The organism is Pseudomonas pergaminensis (assembly GCF_024112395.2).
Classification (GTDB): Bacteria; Pseudomonadota; Gammaproteobacteria; order Pseudomonadales; family Pseudomonadaceae; genus Aquipseudomonas; species Aquipseudomonas pergaminensis.
In genome coordinates, this window is the sequence record NZ_CP078013.2 from 2,540,813 (window position 1) to 2,565,242 (window position 24,430).

Sequence of the window (24,430 nt, forward strand, 5' to 3'; positions counted from 1 at the left end):
CAGATCCTCCTTGTCCCCGCTTCCCATGTCACCCCCCGCCTGTCAAATCCCTTAATTTTCCAAGCCTGCCGGAAGCCTCTCCAGGCCCCCGGCTGCGCCCGCTATTTTTTTGGATGCGGGGCGCCCAGCACCCGATTCAAGCGGCAGCTGAAAACGGACTTTCTTCTCCACCGTGACTTATCAGGCAGGTTACCCCATGCAGTTCAGCGAATTATTGGCAGCGATTTCCACCCATGCGATCCGTCTGCAACTGGAAGAAGGCGACCTGATCATCCTCGGTGACGACGAGGCATTGGAGGATGCGCTGTGGGATCAATTGATCGCCCACAAGCCCCGGCTGCTGGCGTTGGTTGCCGAGCATGGCGGTGACTGGCTCAGCCCGGCCTATCGCATCACGCCGGACATGCTCGCGCTGGTCAACCTCGACCAGGCGGCCATCGACCGTATCGTCGCCGCCATCCCTGGGGGCGCGGCGAATGTGCAAGACATTTACCCGCTGGCGCCGCTGCAGGAGGGCATGCTTTACCACCACCTGTCAGCGGAGCAGGGCGACCCCTACGTGTTGCACGCGCAGTTCGAGTTTGACAGCCGCGCACGGTTGCACGCGTTTGCCGAAGCCTTGCAATGGGTGATCGATCGCCACGACATCCTGCGTACCTCCATGGTCTGGGAGCGCCTCGACGAGCCGCTGCAGGTGGTGTGGCGCAAGGCGAGCCTGGTGTGCGAAGCCGTGGAGATCGATGCCCGCAACTACCGCATGGACCTGGGCCAGGCGCCGCTGCTGCGCCTGGTGTTTGCCGAGGACGCACTCACTGGGCGTGTGGCGGCGACCCTGCTGTTTCACCACACCATTCTCGACCACACTGCCCTGGATGTGGTGCGCCATGAAATCCAGCTGTACCTGGCTGGCGAGCAGGCCCTGGCGGGTGAGCCGGTGCCGTTTCGCAGCTATATCGCCCAGGTGCGCCACGGCGTCAGCGAACAGGCGCATGAGGCCTTTTTCCGCGAGATGCTGGCAGACATCGATGAGCCGACGCTGCCTTTCGGGTTGCAGGACGTACAGGGTGACGGGCTGGGCATTGACGAGGCACGTGTCGCCGTCGACAGCGCGCTGAGCCGCCGCCTGCGCACCCTGGCGCGGCCCCTTGGTGTCAGCGTGGCAAGCATGATGCACTTGGCGCTGGCCCGCGTGCTGGGTGTGGTCTCCGGCCGTGATGCCGTGGTGTTCGGCACCGTGATGCTCGGTCGCATGGGGGCGGGCGAGGGCGGTGAACGGGCCTTGGGCATGTTCATCAACACCTTGCCCTTGCGCGTGGATGTGGGCGAGCAGGGCGTGCGCGCCGGGGTCAAGGCTACCCACGAACGCCTGACCACCTTGCTCAACCACGAACATGCGTCCCTGGCGCTGGCCCAGCGTTGCAGTGGTGTCGCCGCGCCGACGCCGCTGTTCAGCGCCATGCTCAACTACCGCCACAGCGCCGCCACGGACATGGCCGAGGTGATCGAGGTGGCCGAGGGCATTCGCGTGCTCGGCGCCGAGGAGCGCACCAACTACCCGCTGACGGTCAACGTCGATGACCTGGGTGAAGATTTCGCCCTGACGGTGATGGTTGACGCATCCATCGGTGCTGCACGTGTCGCCACCTACCTGCACACCGGCCTGGAAAGCCTGGCCAATGCCCTGGAACAACGACCGGATATGCCGCTCAGCGGCCTGAATATCCTGCCCGACGCCGAACGCCACACCCTGTTGCACCGCCTCAATGAAACCCCCGCGCACTACGCCGACACGGCCCTGATCCATCAACACGTCGAAACCCACGCCGCTGCCCAGCCCGACGCCATTGCCTTGCGCTTCGACAACCAGCGCGTGAGCTACCGCCAACTCAACGAACGCGCCAACCAGGTCGCCCACCGCCTGCTGGCCCAGGGCATCCGCCCCGATGACCGCGTGGCCATCTGCGTGGAACGTGGCCCGGAGATGATCATCGGCCTGCTCGGCATCCTCAAGGCCGGCGCCGGCTACGTGCCGATCGACCCGGCCTACCCGCTGGAGCGCATTGCCTACACCCTGGCCGACAGCGAACCCGTGGCCGTGCTGGTGCAGGTCAATACCCGCCACCTGGTCGGCGACCTGCCGCAGGTCGACCTCAACGGGTTGCGCGGCGAATCCCTCGTCAATCCTCGGGTCAGCCTCAGCCCGGCTCACCTGGCCTACGTGATCTACACCTCTGGCTCCACGGGCGAGCCCAAGGGGGTGATGATCGAACACCGCCAGGTCGCGCGCTTGTTCACGGCGACCGAGCACTGGTTCGGCTTCAACCGCAACGACGTCTGGGCGCTGTTCCATTCTTTCGCGTTCGACTTTTCGGTGTGGGAAATCTGGGGCGCGCTGATGCATGGCGGCCAGTTACTGATCGTGCCGCAACTGGTCAGCCGCTCGCCGGACGAGTGCTACACGCTGCTCTGCGAAGCGGGCGTGAGCATCCTCAACCAGACGCCCAGCGCGTTCCGCCAATTGATCGCTGCACAAGGCCAGAACCCGCAGTCCCATTCCCTGCGCCAGGTGATCTTCGGCGGCGAGGCACTGGAGCCGGGCATGCTCAAGCCGTGGTACGCCCGAGCGATCAACGCCGGGACGCAATTGGTGAACATGTACGGCATCACCGAAACCACCGTGCACGTGACCTACCGCGCCCTGGAAGCGGCGGATGCGCAGTTGGTCGGTGTCAGCCCGATTGGCGTGCGCATTCCCGATTTGCAGTTGTATGTGCTCGACGCACGCCGCGAGCCCTTGCCGCTGGGTGTGGTCGGCGAGTTGTACGTGGGCGGCGCCGGTGTGGCGCGGGGTTACCTCAACCGGGACGCGCTGACCGCCGAGCGCTTCCTGCCCGACCCGGCCACCGGCCTGCGCATGTACAAGACCGGTGACCTCGGCCGCCTGCGGGCCGATGGCAGCGTCGAATACCTGGGCCGCAACGATGACCAGGTGAAGATTCGCGGTTTCCGCATCGAGCTGGGCGAGATCGAAGCGCGGCTGGCCAGCGCCGAGGGCGTGCGTGACGCCGTGGTGATCGCCCGTGAAGACGAGCCGGGCGACAAGCGCCTGGTGGCCTACGTGATTGCCGACGGCGAGCTGCGTGCCGCCGACCTGCGCGACCACCTGCTGCTGAGCCTGGCCGAACACATGGTGCCCAGCGCCTTCGTACTGCTGGAAAAACTGCCGCTGACCACCAACGGCAAGCTTGACCGCAAGGCACTGCCCGCACCGGACGCCGCTGCGCTGGCCCGCCGAAGCTACGAAGCCCCCCAAGGCGCGGTGGAAACCGCCATCGCCACGATCTGGCAAGACCTGCTCAAGCTCGACCACGTGGGGCGTGACGACAACTTCTTCGAACTGGGCGGCCATTCCCTCTTGGCGGTCAAGCTGATCGAACGGATGCGCCAGGTCGACCTCAGCGCCGACGTGCGCGTGCTGTTCGGCCAGCCAACCCTGGCGGCGCTGGCTGCGGCGGTGGGCGGGCAACAGGAAGTGCAGGTGCCGGCCAACCTGATAACCCACGCCACCACGCACATCACCCCGGACATGATTCCCCTGGTGGAACTGGACCAGGCGGCCCTTGACCACATCATCCAGCAAGTGCCCGGCGGCATCAGCAACGTACAGGACATCTACGGCCTGGCGCCGTTGCAGGCCGGCATTCTTTACCATCACCTGGCAACCACCGAGGGCGACCCCTACGTGTTGCAGGTGCAGTTCAGCTTTAACGACCAGGCGGCGGTGGATGCGTTTATCCAGGCGCTGCACAGCGTGATCGAACGCAATGACATCCTGCGCACCGCGATCCTCTGGGAAGGCCTCAACGAACCGGTGCAGGTGGTGTTGCGCCAGGCCGCGCTGGCTGTCGAGCGTATCGACGAGCCCTTTGCGCGCCTGCAGCAACGCTTCGACCCCCGCCACTTTCGCCTCGACCTGACCCGTGCCTCACTGCTGCGTTTTGCCTACACCGAGGAACAGGGGCGTTTCGTCGGCATTCTGCTGCTGCACCATATCCTGCTGGACCACACGGCCCTGCAGGTGCTGGTGCAAGAGATGAGCGCGAGCCTGTCCGGCAACAGCGCGCAACTGCCCGACGCCGTGCAGTACCGCAACTATGTGGCCCAGGCGCGGCTTGGCGTCAGCCAGGCGCAGCACGAAGCGTTCTTCAGCGAGGTGCTCGGCGATATCGACGAACCGACCCTGGCCTTCGGTTTGCAGGACGTGAATGGCGACGGCAGCGGCATCCTTGAAGCTCACCTGCCCCTGGAACCGGCACTGAGCCTGGGCCTGCGCGAACAGGCGCGGCAGCTTGGCGTGAGTACCGCGAGCCTGGTGCACCTGGCCTGGGCGCAGGTGCTGGGGCAGGTCTCCGGCCAGCAGGCGGTGGTGTTCGGCACGGTGTTGCTGGGGCGCATGCAGGGCGGCGAAGGCGCCGACCGGGCGCTGGGGATGTTTATCAACACCTTGCCGCTGCGCGTCAGCCTCGGCTCCGTCGGCGTTCAGGCCGGCGTGCGCGCCACCCATGCGCGCCTGGCGCAGTTGCTCGGGCATGAGCACGCGTCGTTGTCCCTGGCCCAGCGATGCAGCGGCGTGCCGGGTTCGCTGCCGTTGTTCAGCACCTTGCTCAACTATCGCCACAGTGCACCGGGGCAAGCACCGGGCGACAGCCCGTTTGCAGCCTCCGGCATCCAGATTCTCAGTTCCGAAGAGCGCAGCAATTACCCGCTGGTGCTCAACGTCGATGACCTGGGCACAGGCTTTGCCCTCACCGTGCAAGGCGTGGCGAGCCTGGATGTGCAGCGAGTCGGCGACTACATGCTCACCGCGTTGCGCCACCTGGTGACGGCGCTGCAACAAGCGCCCACCACACCCTTGCAGGCTGTCTCGATCCTGCCGGCCGCCGAGCGCCACCAGTTACTGGTGGACTTCAACGCCACCGCCCGTGAATTCCCGGCGCACCTCACCGTGCATCAACTTTTCGAAGCGCAGGCGCTGGCCCGTCCGCAAGCGGTAGCTGCGGTGCAGGGGAACCTGTCCTTGAGTTACCGCGACCTCAACCGTCGCGCCAATCGCCTGGCCCATCATCTGCTCAACCAGGGCGTGCAACCGGGCGAAAGCGTGGCAATTGCGCTGCCGCGTTCGCTCGACCTGCTGGTCTGCCAACTGGCGATCCTCAAGTGCGGGGCAGTGTATGTGCCGCTGGACGTCAATGCGCCGGTCGAGCGCCAGGCGTTCATCGTGCAGGACAGTGGTGCCCACCGGGTGCTCACTGGCCTGGCCGACCTGAACCTGGACGCGTTGTCGCCGCGCAACCCCGAGTTGCCCCAGTCGGCCGAAAGCGTCGCCTACATCCTCTACACCTCCGGCTCCACCGGGGCGCCCAAGGGGGTGCAAGTGCCGCACCGTGCTATCTCGCGCCTGGTGCTCAATAACGGTTATGCCGAGTTCAACGCGCACGACCGTGTGGCCTTCGCCTCCAACCCGGCGTTCGACGCCAGCACCCTGGATGTGTGGGCGCCGTTGCTCAATGGCGGTTGTGTGGTGGTGGTCGAGCACGCGGTGCTGTTGTCCCAGGCGGCGTTCGCGGCGTTGTTGCAGGAGCAATCCGTCAGCGTGCTGTGGATGACTGCCGGGCTGTTCCACCAGTACGCCGACGCGCTGATGCCGGTGTTCCGCCAATTGCGCTACCTGATCGTCGGTGGGGACGTGCTCGACCCGCAGGTGATCGGCCGGGTGCTTGAACACGGCAAACCCCAACACCTGCTCAACGGCTACGGGCCCACCGAAGCCACCACGTTTTCCACCACCTTTGAGATCACCCAGGTCGGTGAGGGCGGCATTCCCATCGGCCGGCCGATCGCCAATGCCCAGGCCTACGTGCTGGACGCGCGCCAGCAACCGGTACCGCTGGGTGTGGTCGGCGAGCTGTACATCGGCGGTGCGGGCGTGGCCAAGGGCTATTTGAACCAGCCACAACTGACCGCCGAGAAATTCATCCCCAACCCGTTCGGCGACGGCGTGCTGTACCGCACCGGTGACCTGGCCTGCTGGCAGGCCGACGGCACCTTGCTGTACCAGGGGCGCAATGACCTGCAGGTGAAGATCCGCGGTTTCCGTATCGAGCCCGGCGAGATCGAAACCTGCCTGGCCAGCTTCCCAGGCGTGAAAGACACCGTGGTGCTGGCCCGCGAGGACGAGCCCGGTGACAAACGCCTGGTTGCCTATTACACCGCCAGTGCGGCGCTGGATATTGAAGCCCTGCGTGCCCATCTGCAGGGTCAACTGCCGGACTATATGGTGCCGTCGGCGTATGTGTGGCTGGCACTGTTGCCGCTCACCGCCAACGGCAAGCTCGACCGCAAGGGCCTGCCGGTGCCGGACCAGAGCGCATTGCTCAGCCGTGGTTTCGAAGCGCCGGAAGGCGAGGTGGAAACCCAACTGGCGCAGATCTGGGAGGACGTGCTCAAGCTGGAGCGGGTCGGGCGGCACGATCATTTCTTCGAACTTGGCGGGCATTCATTGCTGGCGGTCAGCCTGATCGAGCGCATGCGCCAGGTCGGCCTGAGCTGTGACGTACGCGTGCTGTTCAGCCAGCCAAGCCTGGCGGCATTGGCCGCCGCAGTGGGCAGCGGGCGGGAAGTCGTGGTGCCGACCAATGGTATTCCCACGGGGTGCACGCACATCACGCCGTCGATGCTGACATTGGTGCAGCTCGACCCGACGGCCATCGAGCGTATCGTCGCGAACGTGCCGGGTGGTGCGGCGAACGTGCAGGATATCTACCCGCTGGCGCCGTTGCAGGAAGGCATTCTGTACCATCACATCAGCGCCGAGCAGGGTGATCCGTACCTGCTGCAATCGCGCATGGCGTTCGACAGCCTGGAGCGGCTGCGCGCGTTCATGGGCGCGCTGCAACAGGTGGTCGCTCGCCACGACATCCTGCGTACCGCTGTCGTCTGGGAAGGCCTGGACAGCCCGGTGCAAGTGGTGTGGCGCGAGGCGCAGCTGGTCGTTCAAGAGGTCGCCCTGGACCCGGCGGACGGCGGCATCATCGAGCAGCTGCACGCGCGCTTCGATGCGCGCCATTACCGCCTGGACATCACCCAGGCGCCGTTGCTGCGCATGGTGTATGCCCAAGACCCGCAGCATGATCGAATCGCCGCGATCCTGCTGTTCCACCACCTGGCGCTGGACCACACCGCCATGGCCGTGGTGGGCCAGGAGATGCGCGCGTTCATGTTCGAGCAGGCCCAGGGCTTGCCGGCAGCGGCGCCGTTTCGCAACTACGTGGCCCAGGCGCGCCTGGGTGTCAGCGTGGCGGAGCACGAGGCCTTTTTCCGCGACATGCTCGCGGATGTGGATGAGCCGACCTTGCCGTTCGGTGTGCAGGACGTGCAGGGCGATGGGCGCGATATCGAAGAGGCCGAACAGCCGGTTGACCCGGCGCTCGCTCAGCGTGTGCGCGAACAGGCGCGGCAGTTGGGCGTGAGCGCGGCCAGCCTGATGCACCTGGCGTGGGCGCAGGTGCTGGGGCTGGTGTCAGGGCGTGATGACGTGGTGTTCGGCACCGTATTGATGGGCCGCCTGCAGGCCGGTGACGGTGCGGACCGCGCGCTGGGCATGTTCATCAATACCCTGCCACTGCGGGTCGACGTGGCGGCGACTGCTGGCGTGGCGGTCAAGGCTACCCACGGGCGCTTGAGTGCCTTGCTCGGCCATGAACACGCGTCCCTGGCGCTGGCCCAGCGTTGCAGCGGCGTGGCGAGCACATCGCCGCTGTTCAGTGCGTTACTTAACTACCGCCACAGCGACCCCGACGAAATGGCCCGCGATGGCCATGGCATCTGGGAAGGCGTGCAATTGCTCGGCGGTGAAGAACGCAGCAACTACCCCTTGACCCTGAGCGTGGACGATTTGGGTGAGGGCTTCGGCCTGACCGTGTTGGCGCTGCCGCAGATCGGCGCCCAGCGCCTGTGCGCCTATATGCACAGCGCCGTGGAACAGTTGGTGGCCGCCTTGGAAAGCGCGCCGCAGACGGTGCTCAACCAACTGCCGATTCTGCCGGCGGCGGAGCGTGAAACCCTGCTGCGCGACTTCAACGCCACCCGCGAGGATTTCCCGCACGGGCAGACCGTCCACGGTGCCTTTGAGGTCCAGGCCGAACGCCAACCCCAGGCTGTAGCGGTGCTGCAAGACGGTGAGGCGCTGACCTATGAACAACTCAACCGACGCGCCAACCAACTGGCCCATCACCTGCTGGACCTCGGCGTGCGGCCCGACGACCGTGTCGCCCTGTGCTGCCGTCGCGGCCCGCAGATGCTGGTGGGCTTGCTGGGCATCCTCAAGGCCGGTGCCGGTTACGTGCCCATCGACCCGGCGTATCCCGCCGAGCGTATTGCCTACCTGCTGCACGACAGCGCACCCGTGGCGGTGTTGGCCGAAGCCAGCACCCGCGAGCTGCTGGGTACCGTCGCCACTGTGGATCTGCATGACCCGAGCCTGCAACAGCACGCCGTCAGCAACCCGCAGCTCAGCGCCCTGACCCCGGCGCACCTGGCCTACGTGATCTACACCTCCGGGTCCACTGGCGAGCCCAAGGGCGTGATGGTCGAACACCATACCGTGGAAAACCTGGTGCACTGGCACTGCGAGGCCTTTGGCCTGGATGCCACGGGGCACACCAGCAGCGTCGCCGGTTTCGGTTTTGATGCGATGGCCTGGGAGGTCTGGCCGGCGCTGTGCGTCGGCGCCACCCTGCACCTGCCGCCTGCCAGCGTCGGTAATGAAAACATTGATGAACTGCTCGCCTGGTGGCTGGCGCAACCGCTGGACGTCAGCTTCCTGCCAACGCCGGTGGCCGAGTACGCCTTCAGCCAGCACCTGCAACACCCCACCTTGCGCATCCTGCTGATCGGCGGCGACCGCCTACGCCAGTTCACCCAGGAGCGGCGCTTTGCGGTGATCAACAACTACGGCCCCACCGAAGCCACGGTGGTTGCCACCTCCGGCCGCGTGCGCGCCGGGCAGGTGCTGCATATCGGTCGGCCGATCGCCAATGCCAGCGTCTACCTGCTGGACGCGCACTTGCGTCCGGTGCCGGTGGGGGTGACGGGCGAGCTGTATGTCGGCGGCAGCGGTGTAGCGCGCGGTTACCTGAACCGGCCCGACCTGAGCGCCGAACGCTTCCTGCAAGACCCGTTCAACGCCGGGCGCATGTACCGCACCGGCGACCTGGCGCGCTGGTTGCCCGATGGCCATATCGAATTCCTGGGCCGTAACGACGACCAGGTGAAAGTGCGTGGCGTACGGGTTGAACTGGGGGAAATCGAAAGCCGCCTGGCCGCACTGGACGGCGTCGGTGAGGCGGTGGTACTGGTGCGCGAAGGGCGCTTGATTGCCTGGTTCACCGAACAGCAACCATTGGATATCGACACCCTGCGCGCGCAACTGCAAGCCCAGTTGCCCGAGGCATTGGTGCCGGTTGCTTATGTAAAGCTGCACGCATTGCCGCTGACGGCCAACGGCAAGCTGGACCGCAAAGCCTTGCCCGAACCCGATCAAACGGCATTGTTGACGCGTGAATACGAAGCGCCGCAGGGCGAGGTTGAAACGACCTTGGCGCGGATATGGGCCGAGGTGCTGAACGTCGAGCCGGTCGGGCGCCATGACCACTTCTTCGAACTGGGCGGCCATTCGTTGCTGGCCGTCGGCCTGATCGAACGCATGCGCCAGGTCGGCCTGAGTGCCGATGTGCGCGTGCTGTTCAGCCAGCCGACCCTGGCGGCGCTGGCGGCTGCGGTGGGCAGTGGCCAGGATGTACAGGTGCCGGCCAATCGTATTCCTGCCGAGTGCCAGCGCATTACGCCCGACCTGCTGACACTGGTGGACCTCGACCAATCGACGATTGATCACGTCGTCGCCCTGGTGCCCGGTGGCGCGGCCAATGTGCAGGATATCTACCCGTTGGCGCCGTTGCAGGAAGGTATTCTCTACCACCACATCAGCGCGGGGCAGGGCGACCCGTACCTGCTGCAATCGCACCTGGCGTTCGACAGCCTCGAACGCCTGGACGCGTTTGCCCAGGCGCTGCAACAGGTGATCAACCGTCACGATATCCTGCGCACCGCCGTGGTCTGGGAAGGCCTGGCCCAACCGCTGCAGGTGGTGTGGCGCAAGGCTGAATTGGTGGTGCAGGCCGATGCCCTCGAGCACCTGCACCAGCGCTTCGACCCACGTCAGTACCGCGTGCCGATGCACCAGGCGCCGCTGATACGCCTGGTGTACGCGCCGGACCCGGTCAATCAGCGCGTGGTCGCGATCCTGCTGTTCCACCACATTGTCCTCGACCACACCGCCCTCGACGGCGTGCGTCACGAAATGCAGGCCAGCCTGCTCGGGCTGCCACAGCCCACGGGTGATGCCACGCCGTACCGCAACTACGTGGCCCAAGCGCGGCTGGGCGTCAGCGAACAGGCGCATGAAGCCTTCTTCCGGGGGATGCTCGGCGACATCAGCGAGCCGACCCTGCCGTTTGGCTTGCAGGATGTGCGCGGCGACGGCAATGCCATCGAGGAGGTTCAGCTCAGCCTGGCGCCGGCGCTCAACCAACGCCTGCGGGCCCAGGCGCGCTTGCTGGGCGTCAGCGCCGCGAGCCTGTTCCACCTGGCCTGGGCGCGGGTGCTCGCCAGCACGTCCGGCCAGGAACACGTGGTGTTCGGCACCGTGCTGTTGGGGCGCATGCAAGGCGGCAAAGGCAGTGACCGCGCCCTCGGCATGTTCATCAACACCTTGCCGTTGCGCGTGGACACCGATGGCAGCGGTGTGCGCATGGCGGTCAAGCAGACCCATGCGCGGTTGACCGCGTTGCTCGGGCACGAGCATGCGTCCTTGGCGCTGGCCCAGCGTTGCAGCGGTGTCGCCGCGCCACAGCCGTTGTTCAGCGCCATGCTCAACTACCGCCACAGTGACAGCCAGCAGGCGCCGGTCTCCCGGGCCTGGGAGGGCATCCAGACCCTGGCCAGCGAGGAACGCACCAACTACCCGTTGACCTTGAACGTGGACGATCAGGGCGACGGCTTCCGCCTCACTGCCATGACCGCCAAGTCGATTGGCGCGCAACGCATGTGCGGTTATCTGCAGGTGACCTTGCAAGGGTTGGTCGAGGCGCTGGAGCAGGCGCCGCAGTTGGCCGTCAACCGCCTGCCGGTGCTGGAGGCGCAGGAACGTCAGCAACTGCTGTCCGGCTTCAACGCCACCGAGGTGGCTTACGACCTCGATCAGACCTTGCACGGCCTGTTTGAAGCGCAAGTGACGCGCACACCGGACGCCATCGCCGTCAAGGCAGGCGACCTGGCATTGACCTACGCCGAACTGAATGCGCAAGCCAACCAATTGGCGCATCACCTGATCGAAATGGGCGTTCAAGCCGATTCGCGGGTGGCGATCTGCGTGGAGCGTGGCCTGGACATGGTGGTCGGCCTGTACGCGATCCTCAAGGCCGGTGCGGCCTATGTGCCGCTGGACCCGGCGTATCCGCTGGAACGTATCGCCTACATGCTGGAAGACAGCGCGCCTGTGGCGGTGCTGGCCCAAGGCGCTACGCGTGGTTTGCTGGGCGACGCGCCGGTGATCGATCTGGACCGCCCGACCTGGCAACACCACGCCATCGACAATCCCCGCGCACAGGCCCTCAGCGCCTACGTGATCTACACCTCTGGCTCCACCGGCCAGCCCAAGGGCGTGATCAACGACCATCCCGGCGTGGTCAACCGCTTGTTGTGGATGCAGGACGCGTACGCCCTCAAGTCCCACGACCGGGTATTGCAGAAAACCCCGTTCAGCTTCGACGTGTCGGTGTGGGAGTTCTTCTGGCCGCTGTTCACGGGTGCCTGCCTGATCATGGCGCGTCCTGGCGGGCATAAAGACCCGGCCTATCTGTGCGAGGTGATCGCCGCTGAACAGATCACCACGTTGCATTTTGTACCGTCGATGCTCGACGTATTCCTGGCCCACGGCGATGTCAGCCAGGCGGCCGGCCTGCAACGGGTGATGTGCAGCGGCGAAGCGTTGCCGGGCAGTCTTGTGAGGCGCTTCAAGCAGCAACTGCCGGGCATCGGCCTGTACAACCTGTACGGCCCGACCGAAGCCGCCGTCGATGTGACCGCCTGGAACTGCGCGCGCCCGGACGTGCCGGACAACACGCCGATTGGCAAACCCATCGCCAACACCCGCATGTACGTGTTGGATGGGCAAATGCAGCCGGTGCCCCTGGGCGTGGTGGGCGAGTTGTTCATCGGCGGCGTGCAGGTGGCGCGGGGCTACCTCAATCGTCCCGAGTTGACCGCCGAACGTTTCCTCAAGGACCCGTTCACTGATGGGCGCCTGTATCGCACCGGCGACCTTGGGCGTTACCTGCCCGACGGCAATATCGAGTACCTGGGCCGCAACGACGACCAGGTGAAAATCCGTGGCCTGCGTATCGAGCTGGGCGAGATCCAGGCGCGCCTGCTTGAACATCCCCAGGTCAATGAAGCCGCAGTGGTGGCCCGCGATGATCGGCTCGTCGCCTACTACACCGGCGTCCGGGCCACCGAGCTGCGCGAGCACCTGTTGCAGCACCTGCCGGACTTTATGGTGCCCGCCCTGTTCGTGCACTTGGACGCGCTGCCCTTGAGCCCCAACGGCAAGCTCGACCGCAAGGCACTGCCGGCGCCGGGCAGCGAGGCGCTGACCGTACGCGAGTACGAAGCCCCGGTGGGCGATACCGAAATCCTGCTGGCGCAGCTATGGGCCGAACTGCTCAACGTAGAACGGGTAGGGCGCCAGGACAATTTCTTTGAACTGGGCGGGCACTCGCTGCTCGCCGTGAGCTTGATCGGGCGCTTGCGCCAGGAAGGCATGGAAGCCGATGTGCGCGCGTTGTTTGAACAGCCGACCCTGGCCGGCTACGCCGCAATGACTGAACGAATGGAGATCGTCCTGTGAGCATTCTTGAACTGCTGGCGACGCTGAAAACCAAGGACGTGCAGCTCACGCTCAAGGGTGAGCAGTTGTCGGTACAAGGCAACAAACACGCGCTGAGCGACCCGTTGATCCTCGCCGCCTTGCGCGAGCACAAGCCGGCGCTGATCGAACTGATCAAGGCCGGTGAATATTCGGCCGCCAACGAAGTACCGGCCAATGGCATCCCGGCCGGTGCGCAACACATCACCCCGGCCATGCTGACCCTGTCTGATCTGAGCCAGGAGGAAATCGACCGTATCGTCGCCACCGTCGACGGCGGCGTGGCAAATATCCAGGACATCTACCCGCTGGCGCCGCTGCAGGAAGGCATCCTGTTTCACCACGTCAGCACTGAGCAGGGCGACCCCTATGTGATGCAGTCGCAGTTCGCCTTCGACAGTGTCGAGCGTTTCGACGCGTTTGCCCTGGCGTTGCAAGGGGTGATGGACCGGCACGACATCCTGCGCACCGGCGTGGTCTGGGAAGGGCTGCGGCAACCGTCGCAAGTGGTATGGCGCACGGCGCGCCTGCCGGTGCAGGCCCTTGCGCTGGACCCGGCCGACGGCGATATTGCCGCCCAGTTGCACGCACGTTTCGACGCCCGCCATTACCGCCTGGACGTGACCCAGGCGCCGCTGCTGCGCCTGGCCTGGGCGAAGGACCCGGCGCAGGGGCGCATCGTCGCGATGCTGCTGTTCCATCACATGGCCCTGGACCACAGCGCGCTGGAAGTGGTGCGCCATGAAATGCAGGCGTTTATGCACGGGCACGCCGGGCAACTGGGCCAGGCAGTGCCGTTTCGCAACTACGTGGCGGCGGCGCGCCTGGGTGTCAGTGAGCAGCAGCATGAGGCGTTTTTCCAGCAGATGCTGGGTGATGTGGTCGAGCCGACCTTGCCCTTCGGCTTGCAGGATGTGCAAGGCGATGGCCGTGGCATCACTGAACGCGACTGGCCGTTGGCGGATGCGCTCAACCAGCGCCTGCGCGCCCAGGCCCGCGTGCTCGGGGTCAGCGTCGCCAGCCTGTTCCATCTGGGCTGGGCCCAGGTGCTGAGTGTGCTGGCCGGCAAGTCCCAGGTGGTGTTCGGCACTGTGCTGATGGGCCGCCTGCAAGGTGGGCATGCCACGGACCGCGCCTTGGGGATTTTCATCAACACCTTGCCGTTTCGCGTGGACGTGGGCGAAGGCGACCTGCGCAGCGCGGTCAAGGCTACCCATGCGCGCCTCACCGGGCTGTTGCGCCACGAACACGCGCCCCTGGCGTTGGCGCAACGCTGCAGCGGGGTGGTGGCGCCGACGCCGTTGTTCAGTGCGTTGCTCAACTATCGCCATAGCGGCACAGGTACTAGCAGCGAAGCCGTGGCGGCGTGGCAGGGCATCGAGACATTGCGTTCGGATGAGCGCACCAACTACCCGCTGACCCTGAGTGTCGATGACCTGGGCGAAGGGTTTATCCTGCGTCTGCTCGCCACCCACCAGGTCGATCCGCAGCGCGTCTGCACCTACCTGCAAACCGCCCTGGAAAACCTGCTGACCGGCTTGGAGCAAGCGCCCGACACCGCGCTTAACCAACTGTCGGTGGTGCCTGCGGACGAACAGCAGTTGCTGTTGGAGCACTTTAACGCGACCCACACGGATTTCCCCCAAGGCACCACCCTGCACGGGCGCATCGAGGCCCAGGCCGCGCTCACGCCCGACGCCGTTGCCGCCGTGTATCAGGGCCGCCAGCTCACCTATGCCGAACTCAACCAGCAAGCCAACCTGCTGGCCCATCACTTGCTGGCGCTGGGGGTCAAGCCCGACGACCGCGTCGCCGTCGTCGCCCGCCGTGGCCTGGACACCCTGGCCGGCCTGTTGGCGGTGCTCAAGGCTGGTGCGTGTTATGTGCCGGTAGACCCGTCCCACCCGGCCGAGCGCCTCAACTACCTGCTCGGCGACAGCGGACCGGTGGCGGTGTTGACCCAGCAGGCCTTGCTGGAGCGCCTGCCGGCCCTTGAGGTGCCAGTGATCAACCTCGACCGCTTCACCTGGCAGCACCATTCGGCGAGCAACCCCAAGGTGGCGGTCACGCCGTCCAACCTTGCGTATGTGATCTACACCTCCGGCTCCACCGGCCTGCCCAAAGGCGTGATGGTGGAACACCACACCGTCGCCAACCTGGTGGACTGGCATTGCAGCACCTTTGACCTGTGTGCCGGGCGCCACACCGCCAGCGTCGCCGGGTTCGGTTTTGACGCGATGGCCTGGGAAGTCTGGCCGGCGCTTTGCGTGGGCGCGACCCTGCACCTGCCGCCGGCCCGGGACGGCGCCGAGGATGTCGACGCACTGCTGGCCTGGTGGTGCGCGCAGCCGTTGGACGTGTGCTTCCTGCCCACCCCGGTGGCCGAGTACGCGTTCAGCCAGCAGATCGAACACCCGACGCTGCGCACTCTGTTGATCGGCGGTGATCGCCTGCGCCAGTTTGGCCGGGCGCAGCGCTTTGACCTGATCAACAACTACGGCCCCACTGAAGCCACAGTGGTCGCCACTTCAGGCAAGGTCGAGGCCGGCCAGCCGTTGCACATCGGCAAACCTGTCGCCAATGCCAGCGTGTACCTGCTGGACGAGCAGCAGCGGCCGGTGCCGCTGGGCGTGGCGGGGGAGTTGTACGTCGGCGGCAAAGGCGTGGCGCGCGGCTACCTCAATCGCCCCGAGTTGACCGCCGAACGCTTCCTGCGTGACCCGTTCAACGCCGGGCGTATGTACCGCACCGGTGACTTGGCGCGCTGGTTGCCGGACGGCAACCTCGAGTACCTGGGCCGCAATGACGACCAGGTGAAGATTCGCGGCATGCGCATCGAGCTGGGCGAAATCGAAACCCAGCTCAACCAGTTGGCAGGCATCCAGGAAGCCGTGGTGCTGGTGCGTGAAGAGCGGCTGGTGGCGTATTTCACCGAAAACCGCCAGCTCGACCCGTTGGCCGTGGGCGATATCCGCGCCCACCTGGTGGCGCACCTGCCGGACTACATGGTGCCGGTCGCCTACGTCAAATTGGACACGCTGCCCCTGACCGCCAACGGCAAGCTCGACCGCAAGGCCCTGCCGGCGCCGGACATGGCCGCAGTGTTCACCCGCGAGTACGTGGCCCCGGAAGGTGAAATCGAAAGCGTGCTGGCGCAGATCTGGGCCGATGTGCTGCACGTGGAGCGTGTGGGGCGTCGCGACCATTTCTTCGAACTGGGCGGGCACTCGTTGCTGGCCATGCGCATGGTCTCGCAGATTCGCCAGCGCCTGGGTGTCGAGTTGCTGCTCGGCGACTTGTTCGCGAATGCCGAACTGGCCGCCGTCGCCGAGGTGCTGGCCCGGTCCGGTCGCAGCACCTTGCCGGATATCCTCCCGGCCAATCGCGATGAACAGGTGCCGCTGTCTTTTGCCCAGCAGCGCCTGTGGTTCCTGGCGCTGATGGAAGGAGCCAACACCGCCTACAACATTCCCATTGGCCTGCGTCTGCGCGGGCAGTTGCATGTCGAGGCGCTGCAACGGGCCTTGGCCCGTATCGTCGCGCGCCACGAAACCCTGCGCAGCCGCTTTGCCCAGCACGGCGATGACGCCCAAGTCTTGATCGTGCCCGCCGAAGACGTGCTGCCCCTGCAAGTGCAGGACCTGCGGCGCCATCCGCAACCCCAGCAGGCGCTGGACGCTTTGATCCACGGCGAAGCCTCGGCCCCCTTCGACCTGGAGCGCGGCCCGTTGCTGCGCGGGCGCTTGGTGGTCATGGCCGACGATCACCATGTGTTGCTGCTGACCCTGCACCACATCGTCTCCGATGGCTGGTCCATGGGCGTGCTCACCCGTGAACTGATGGCGCTGTACCAGGCGTTCAGCCACGGCCAGGCAGACCCGTTGCCGCCGCTGCCGATCCAGTACGGCGACTTCGCCGTGTGGCAGCGCCTGTGGCTCAGCGGTGAAGTGCTGCACCGCCAGAGCGCCTATTGGCAGCAGGCGCTGGCGGGGGCGCCGGCCTTGCTCACCTTGCCCACCGACCGGCCGCGACCGGCGCAGCAGGACTACGCCGGCAGCAGTGTCGAGATACGCCTGGACGAGCGCCTCACCGCCGGGCTCAAGGCGCTCAGCCAACGCCACGGCACCACGCTGTACATGACCTTGATGAGCGCCTGGGCCTCGTTGCTTGCGCGGTTGTCCGGGCAGCAGGAGGTGGTGATCGGTTCACCCGTGGCCAATCGCACGCGCAGCGAGGTGGAAGGCCTGATCGGCCTGTTCGTCAACACCCTGGCAGTGCGTGTCGATACCGCTGGCGAGCTCACTACCGAGGCATTGCTGGCGCGGGTCAAGGCCCAGGCCCTGCAAGCCCAGGCCCATCAGGACCTGCCGTTCGAGCAAGTGGTGGAAGTCACCCGCCCGCCGCGCAGCCTGGCCCACAGCCCGCTGTTCCAGACCCTGCTGACTTGGCAGGACAGCAGCGCGCCAACTTTGGCCCTGGGCGACCTGGCCTTGGAAGGCATTGTCGAGAACAGCCACTTTGCCAAGTTCGACCTGTCCCTGGACCTGGCAGAAGTGCAGGGCACCCTCATTGGCGCGTTGGAGTACGCGGTGGCGCTGTTTGATGAGTCGACGGTGCAGCGTTATGTCGGCTACTTCACTCGCCTGTTGCAGGCCATGGTCGATAACGACCAGGCCGTGCTGGCGCATGTACCGCTGGTGGATGAACGCGAACGCCAACACCTGCTGTTCGACTTCAATGCCACCGAGGTCGATTACAACCTCGACCAGACCTTGCACGGTCTGTTCGAAGGGCAGGTGGCGCGTTCGCCGCAGGCTGCCGCCGTCAAGGCGGGTGATCGGGTACTGACCTATGCCGAGCTGAATGCGCGGGCCAACCAGCTGGCGCATCACCTGATGGAAATGGGCGTTCAAGCGGATTCGCGGGTGGCGATCTGCGTCGAACGGAGCCTGGAAATGGTCATTGGCCTGTACGCGATCCTCAAGGCCGGCGCCGCCTATGTGCCGCTGGACCCGGCGTACCCGCTGGAGCGTATCGCCTACATGCTGGAAGACAGCGCGCCTGTGGCGGTGCTGGCCCAAGGTGCCACGCGTGGGTTGCTAGGCAACGTGCCGGTGATCGACCTGGACCAGCCGGCCTGGCAGCACCAACCCGTCGACAACCCCCAAGTGGCCGGGGTCAGCGCCTATGTGATCTACACCTCCGGCTCCACCGGCCAGCCCAAGGGCGTGATCAATGACCACCCTGGCGTGGTCAATCGCCTGCTGTGGATGCAGGACGCCTATGGCCTGCAGGCCCATGACCGGGTATTGCAGAAAACCCCGTTCAGCTTCGATGTGTCGGTGTGGGAATTCTTCTGGCCGCTGTTCACCGGCGCTTGCCTGGTAATGGCGCGCCCTGGCGGCCATAAAGACCCGGCGTACCTGTGCGACGTGATCGCGGCCGAGCAGATCACCACGCTGCACTTCGTGCCGTCGATGCTGGACGTGTTCCTGGCCCATGGTGACGTGAGCCAGGCGGCCGGTCTGGTGCATGTGATGTGCAGCGGTGAAGCCTTGCCGGGCAGCCTGGTGCGGCGCTTCAAGCAACAGCTGCCGGGTAGCCAATTGCACAACCTGTATGGCCCGACCGAAGCGGCCGTCGATGTGACGGCCTGGAACTGCGCCGGCCCGGTGACGCCGGACAACACACCGATTGGCAAACCCATCGCCAATACCCGCATGTACGTGCTCGATGCCCAGTTGCAGCCAGTGCCCTTGGGCGTGGTCGGCGAGCTGTTCATCGGCGGCGTGCAAGTGGCGCGTGGTTACCTGAACCGGTCGGAGCTGACCGCCGAGCGCTTCCTCAAGGACCCGTTCACCGACGGCCGTATGTACCGCACCGGAGATGTTGGCCGCTACCTGCCCGACGGCACGCTTGAGTACCTGGGGCGCAATGACGACCAGGTCAAGATCCGTGGCTTGCGTATCGAGCTGGGGGAAATCCAGGCACGCCTCACCGACTGTCCGTCGGTCAATGAAGCCGCGGTGATCGCCCGCGACAATCGGTTGATCGCTTACTACACCGGCACGTTCAGCGAAATCGACGCGTTGCGTGCGCAGTTGCTGCAGCATCTGCCGGAATTCATGGCGCCAGCCATTTTCGTGCACCTCGACACCTTGCCCCTGAGCCCCAACGGCAAGCTCGATCGCAAGGCCCTGCCCGCGCCAGGCCTGGATGCGGTGGTGGTGCGTGAGTATGAAGCGCCCCAGGGCGATACCGAAATTGCCCTGGCCAGCCTGTGGGCCGAGTTGCTCAACGTGGAGCGCGTGGGCCGTCACGACAACTTCTTCGAACTGGGCGGCCACTCGTTGCTCGCGGTAAGCCTGATGGGGCGCATGCGTCGCCTGGGGTTGTCGGCGGATGTGAAGGTATTGTTTGGTCAGCCCACCTTGTCGGCCTTGGCGACGGCGCTGGGTGGGGGCCGTGAAGTGGCGGTGCCAGTCAACGGCATCGCGGCCGATTGCGCCTATATCACCCCGGACATGTTGCCGTTGATCCAGCTGGATCAGCCGGCCATTGCACGTATCGTCGCCTGCATCCCGGGTGGCGCGGCGAATGTGCAGGATATCTACCCGCTGGCGCCGTTGCAGGCCGGCATGCTGTATCACCACCGCGCGGTGCAGACCGGTGACGACTATGTGCTGCGTGCGCAGTTTGCGTTCGACAGTCGCCAGCGCAGGGAGGCCTTTACCTTGGCCTTGCAGGCCGTGATCCAGCGTCACGACGTACTGCGTTCGTCGTTCCATTGGGACGGCCTGGAAGAGCCGGTGCAGGTGGTGTGGCGCGAAGCTTCGCTGCGTGTCGAACACGGGTCGGTGCCGGAACGTCTCGACCTGTCCCAGGCGCCGTTGATGCGCCTGGTGGTCACCGACGACAATGCCACGTTGCTGTTTCATCACCTGGTGATGGACCACGTTGCGTTGGAGATCCTGCAACACGACATGCAGGCGTACCTGTCGGGCACGCAACACACATTGGGTGCGGCGGTGCCGTATCGCAACTACGTGGCCCAGACCCGCCTGGGGGCGGACGATCACGAGGCATTCTTCCGCGAGATGCTCGGTGACATCGATGAGCCGACCCAGCTCGACAGCCTGGGCCGCGCGGAACAGGTGCAACGCGCTCTCGACCCGGCCTTGAGCCAGCGCCTGCGCAACAGGGCACGCCAGGCCGGTGTGAGCGCCGCAAGCCTGATGCACCTGGCCTGGGCCCAGGTACTGGGCAAGGTCTCGGGGCGCGATCAGGTCGTGTTCGGCAGCGTGATGCTTGGCCGCCTGCAAGGCGGTGAAGGTGCCGAGCGGGCCATGGGTGTGTTCATCAATACCTTGCCGCTGCGGGTCCACCTGGGTGAACACTCGGTGCGCGACGCCCTGCGGGCGACCCACACACGCCTCAGCCAATTGCTCAGCCATGAGCAGGCGCCACTGGCGTTGGCCCAGCGTTGCAGCGGTGTGCCGGTGACGACGCCGCTGTTCGATACCTTGTTCAATTATCGCCACAGTGCGCCTCAGGCGGCGGCCGAGGCGTGGCAGGGCATTCGGTTGCTCAAGGCCGAGGAACACAGCAACTACGGGCTGTCGGTGAGCGTGGATGACCTGGGGGAGGGGTTCTCCCTGAAAATAGTGGGGCAGGGCGCGCGGCGGTTGTGTGGCTACCTGCAGATTGCCGTGGAACAGGTGGTGCAAGCGCTGGAACAGGGCAATGCGGTGGGCATCAGCCACTTGCCGATCCTGCCAGCCGCCGAATGCCAGCAGCTGCTGGATTTCAATGCCACCACGCGGCCTTTCCCGCGCGAGCACACCGTGCAGCGCCTGTTCGAGGCCCAGGCCCAGGCACGTCCCGCTGCGTTGGCGGCCCGGCATGGCGAGCAGTCCTTGAGTTATGGCGAACTCAACAGCCGCGCCAATCGCTTGGCCCATCACCTTCTTGGCCTCGGGGTGCGGCCTGCCGACAGCGTGGCGATCCTGCTGCCGCGCTCGCTGGACTTGTTGATCAGCCAATTGGCCGTGCTCAAGTGCGCTGCCGCGTATGTGCCGCTGGATATCAACGCCCCCGCCGAGCGCCAGGGGTTCATGCTGCACGACAGCGGTGCGGCCTGGCTGTTGACCCGCAGTGATACGCCCGTTGACTACCCGGCGCAGCGCCTGGACCTGGACACTGTGGTCCTCGACCCGCAACCCAGCCACAACCCGGACCTGTCGCAGTCCTCCGACAGCGTGGCGTACATCATGTACACCTCCGGCTCCACCGGCACGCCCAAGGGCGTGTTGGTGCCGCATCGCGGCATCACGCGCCTGGTGCTCAACAACGGCTACGCCGACTTCAACGCCAGCGACCGTGTGGCCTTCGCCTCCAACCCGGCGTTCGACGCCAGCACCATGGACGTGTGGGGCGCGTTGCTAAACGGTGGCCAGGTGCAGGTGATCGACCACGCCACGTTGCTCGACCCGGCCGCCTTTGGTCTGGCCCTGGCGGATGCAACGGTGCTGTTCGTCACCACGGCGTTGTTCAACCAATACGTGCAACTGATTCCCCAGGCCCTGGCCGGCTTGCGCATTCTGCTGTGCGGCGGCGAGCGTGCCGACCCGGCGGCATTCCGCAGCTTGTTGGCGCGCGCGCCGGCGTTGCGCCTGGTGCATTGCTACGGGCCGACCGAAACCACCACTTACGCCACCACCTATGAAGTTCGCTCGCTCGCACAGGCGGCACAAAGCGTGCCGATTGGTCGGCCGATCGGCAACACCCAGGTCCATGTGCTGGATGCCCAGTTGCAGCCGGTGCCCTTGGGCGTGACCGGTGAAATCTGCATCGGTGGGGACGGCGTGGCCCTGGGGTACCTGAACCGCCCTGACCTGACGGCTGAAAAGTTTGTGCAGGACCCGTTCAACGCCGGCGCCTTGATGTACCGCACCGGCGACCTCGGCCACTGGACGGCGGACGGCCTGTTGGAATGCATCGGGCGCAATGACGATCAGGTGAAGATCCGTGGCTTCCGTATCGAACTGGGCGAGATCGAAGCGCGACTGGCCACCTTTGCGGGTATCCAGGAGGTGGTGGTGCTGGCGCGCGAGGACGCACCGGGAGACAAGCGCCTGGTGGCGTATTTCACCTGGGCCGATGAACCCGTCGATATCGATAGCGTGCACGCCTACCTGCAAGGCCAGTTGCCGGAGTACATGCTGCCGTCGGCCTTTGTGCCACTGGCGCAGCTGCCGTTGACGGCCAACGGCAAGGTCGACCGCAAAGCCTTGCCGGTGCCGGCCCTGGAGGCGTTGAGCCGCCGCGATTTCGAAGCGCCGACCGATGCCCTGGAGCAGCGCCTGGCAGGGTTGTGGGCCGAGGTGCTGAAGCTGGAACAGGTAGGTCGGCATGACAGTTTCTTTGAATTGGGTGGGCATTCATTGCTGGCGATCCGGCTGGTCAGCCTGATGGAGGACGCCGGGTTGCAGGTGTCGCTGGCCGAGCTGTTTCAGCATGCCAGCGTGGCCTCGGTGGCCGCGATGCTGCGCCAGCGTACCGACGCGCCGGTGCGTGACACCTCGGTGATCACGGTGCGCGGCAGTGGTGCGCAGGCGCCGCTGTTCCTGGTGCACGAGTTCAGTGGCATGGATGTTTACTTCCCGGCGCTGGGCCAGCACCTGCCCGGTGACTACCCAATCTACGGCCTGCCGGGCGTGGCCCTGGGGGAACCGCACCTGAACACAATGGAAGGCCTGGCAGCGCGACTGGTCGGGTTGATTCGCGGCCTTCAACCCCATGGACCTTATCGCCTTGCCGGCTGGTCGTTTGGCGGCGTGCTGGCCTATGAAGTGGCGATGCAACTGCTGGGACAGGATGAAGCGGTGGAGTTCCTCGGCCTGATCGACAGCTATGTGCCGCGCATGACCGACCAGGGCAAGGCGCGCTGGAACGGGCCGGATGCACTCAAGCGGCACCTGCTGTTGCAGTGCACGGCGTATTGGACAGCACAGGGAGGTGTGGATGAACTGGCGAGGCTTGGGCAATTGGAGGCGCAGCTTGGACAGCTGGACTTTGCGCGCCTGCTGCAACGTTGTCGCGATGAAGGTGTGCTGCACGCGCAAATGGCGACGGCTACGGACGCGGACCTCTTGAACTACATCGAGCGCGAAGTCGGCCACGGCCATGCATTGGCGCACTACAGCCTGTTTCCGTTGCCGGTGGCGGTGCATCTGTTCAGTGCGAGCGAGCGCCCGACCGAGTTGTCACGGCGCAGTGAATCCCTGGGCTGGAGCGATGCCCTGGCGCCGGGGCAGTTGCGCCGGGTGCAGGTGCCGGGGGATCACCAGAGCATGATGCAGGCGCCGCATATCCAGGCATTGGGCCAGGCACTGAGCGAGGCGTTGGCAACGAGTGCGGCGCAGGTTCAGGAGCCGCATCAACCCTTGCTGCGCATTCAGAGTGGTCGGGCCGGGTACGCGCCGGTGTTCTGCGTGCCAGGGGCGGGGGACAGCGTCACCGGGTTTGTAGGCCTGGGTGAAGCGCTGGGCCGCGAGTGGCCGCTGTTTGGCTTGCAGCCGCGTGGGCTGGACGGTGAAGCGGTGCCCCATAGCCAGGTGGAAGCGGCAGCGCGGTGTTACTTGGCGGCGCTGGAGCAAGAGTGCCCGCAGGGGCCGGTGCACCTGGTCGGGCACTCGTTTGGTGGCTGGGTTGCGCTGGAGATGGCGTTGCGGTTGCAGGCGGCCGGGCGCGAGGTGGCGTCGTTGACGGTGATCGACAGTGAGGCGCCTGGCGGGGCTGGGAAGGTGTACACCACGACAGCGGCGTTGATGCGCTTGATTGAGGCGATGCAGTTGTCGGCTGGGAAATCGCTGGGGATTGATCCGGGGGATTTTGCCGCGTGTGATGAGGTGGCGCAGCGGCGCCAGTTGCACGCGGGCATGGTCGGTGTCGGGTTGTTGCCGGGACGTTCTGCGGTGGATGCGATGGAGGGGCCGGCGCGCACTTATGCGGCGGCGTTGCGTACAGAGTATCGGCCTGGTGCGCGGTTCAAGGGCGTGGTGCGGTTGGTGTTGGCTGAGGATCCGGCGCTGGACGCGGCGGGGAATCAGCGGGAGCAAGGGTTGATGATTGAGGGGTGGCGACGGCAGGGGAGTGGGTTGCAGGTTGGGTATGGCGGGGGGAATCACTTTACGTTGCTCAAGGCGCCCAATGTGGTTGGGTTGGCGCGTTGGTGGGTGGATGGGGTTGTTGTTGGGGAGGTGGTGTCTTGAGCGGGTTGTTTGGGTACATATCCGTTTCTTCGGTAACGGCGGCTTATGGTTCCGCTCTTACAGCGGGTCACTTTTGGAAGGACCCAAACGGCCAGCGTGGTTTTACGGGGCGCCG

Annotated in this window: 2 protein-coding genes; both read left to right on the forward strand. The window is 65.7% G+C overall.

Annotated elements, in window-relative coordinates; all coding sequences use genetic code 11:
• The first annotated feature begins 196 nt into the window (after positions 1-196).
• The gene (locus tag KUA23_RS11665) at positions 197-13,024 is read left to right on the forward strand and encodes a non-ribosomal peptide synthetase (RefSeq protein WP_252993980.1); all 12,828 of its coding nucleotides are present in this window, start codon (positions 197-199) and stop codon (positions 13,022-13,024) included.
• Entirely contained in the window at positions 13,021-24,315 is an 11,295-nt protein-coding gene (locus tag KUA23_RS11670) for a non-ribosomal peptide synthetase (RefSeq protein WP_252993981.1), read from the forward strand. Before KUA23_RS11665 ends, KUA23_RS11670 begins: the two co-directional genes overlap by 4 nt.
• The last annotated feature ends 115 nt before the right edge of the window (positions 24,316-24,430 follow it).

Excerpts from the sequence above, each read along its gene's own strand:
- KUA23_RS11665 (WP_252993980.1), top strand. The coding sequence starts at position 197 with ATGCAGTTCAGCGAATTATTGGCAGCGATTTCCACCCATGCGATCCGT.